We start from the raw sequence: 806 nt of genomic DNA on the forward strand, positions 1-806 counted from the left end.
GTCCTCGCCGGCAATGACGCCGGCGGCCTCGCGGACCGCTTCAGCGCTCAGGCCCTTGACCGCGTAAGGCAGGTTGAGGGTCTTCTTTTTGCCAGCACTGGATTTGAAGGTAAGTTGCAATTCGGTAGTCGTCATGATTTTTCTCCTGATTCTCAAAAATTCTTTTCCGTGTCAAAACAAGTCAGCGCTTAAGCCAGCGACAAGCCGTGCTTTTGCACCAGGGTCAGCCCGGTCAGCTCGTCGCCCTGCAGCTTGCTGATGGCCTGGCCCACCTTGACCAGGCTTTCCGCGCTGGCTTCGGGCTTGACGTTTTGCAGGCTCCGCTGCATCTGCCCCTTGTCGTACTTGTCGGCTTTGAAAGTGTACTGAATGCTTTGGTCAGTTAAGGTAAAATTCATTTTGCTCTTCTCCTGTTTTACTCTAAAAACATCACATTTTTCTCGAAGCAGCGGGCTTCGGTCCGGCAGGCCCCGGCGCCTCGGGCTTGCACTGACAATAACGTCCCGGGAGGAAAAAGTCGGCCAGCTTTTTGTTAAGGAACAGTTACAAGTTGGCCGATGCAGCTTAACCGGCAGGCAGATCTGGTATAATATTGAATATTAACGAGGAGGTATATCAATGAAACGTACGACCATGTGGTCGGTCATTGCTGTGATCGTGCTTGCCCTGGGCGGCGCCGGCTTTTACTTCTACAACCGGCAGAGCCAAAGCCAGGAGCAGTCCGCCAGCTCCAGCTACGCCAGCCTGATGCAGGCCGGCAAGGCCGACGCGGCAGCCAAGAAGTACAGCCAGGCAGCCGATGAATT

2 protein-coding genes and 1 pseudogene are annotated in these 806 nt (G+C 54.6%); 1 reads left to right on the forward strand and 2 read right to left on the reverse strand.

Annotated features, from left to right (window positions below):
• Both lacNas_RS14400 and lacNas_RS01285 read right to left on the reverse strand, forming a co-directional pair.
• Positions 1-135: DUF2922 domain-containing protein (locus lacNas_RS14400; RefSeq protein WP_280515421.1), on the reverse strand; the 135-nt coding region annotated here is incomplete at its 3' end.
• Between the two features lie 53 nt (positions 136-188).
• A complete protein-coding gene (locus lacNas_RS01285; RefSeq protein ID WP_201331876.1) occupies positions 189-398 on the reverse strand; it encodes a DUF1659 domain-containing protein in 210 nt (69 codons plus the stop codon).
• 220 nt (positions 399-618) lie between these two features.
• On the opposite strand from lacNas_RS01285, the pseudogene lacNas_RS01290 reads away from it, so the two are divergent.
• Positions 619-806: pseudogene (locus lacNas_RS01290) on the forward strand (hypothetical protein); the annotation flags it as partial.

The sequence above is a fragment of the Lactobacillus nasalidis genome (genome assembly GCF_016587775.1).
Lineage (GTDB): Bacteria > Bacillota > Bacilli > Lactobacillales > Lactobacillaceae > Lactobacillus > Lactobacillus nasalidis.

Coding starts and splice junctions, on each gene's coding strand:
- lacNas_RS01285 (WP_201331876.1), bottom strand. CDS start 398: ATGAATTTTACCTTAACTGACCAAAGCATTCAGTACACTTTCAAAGCC.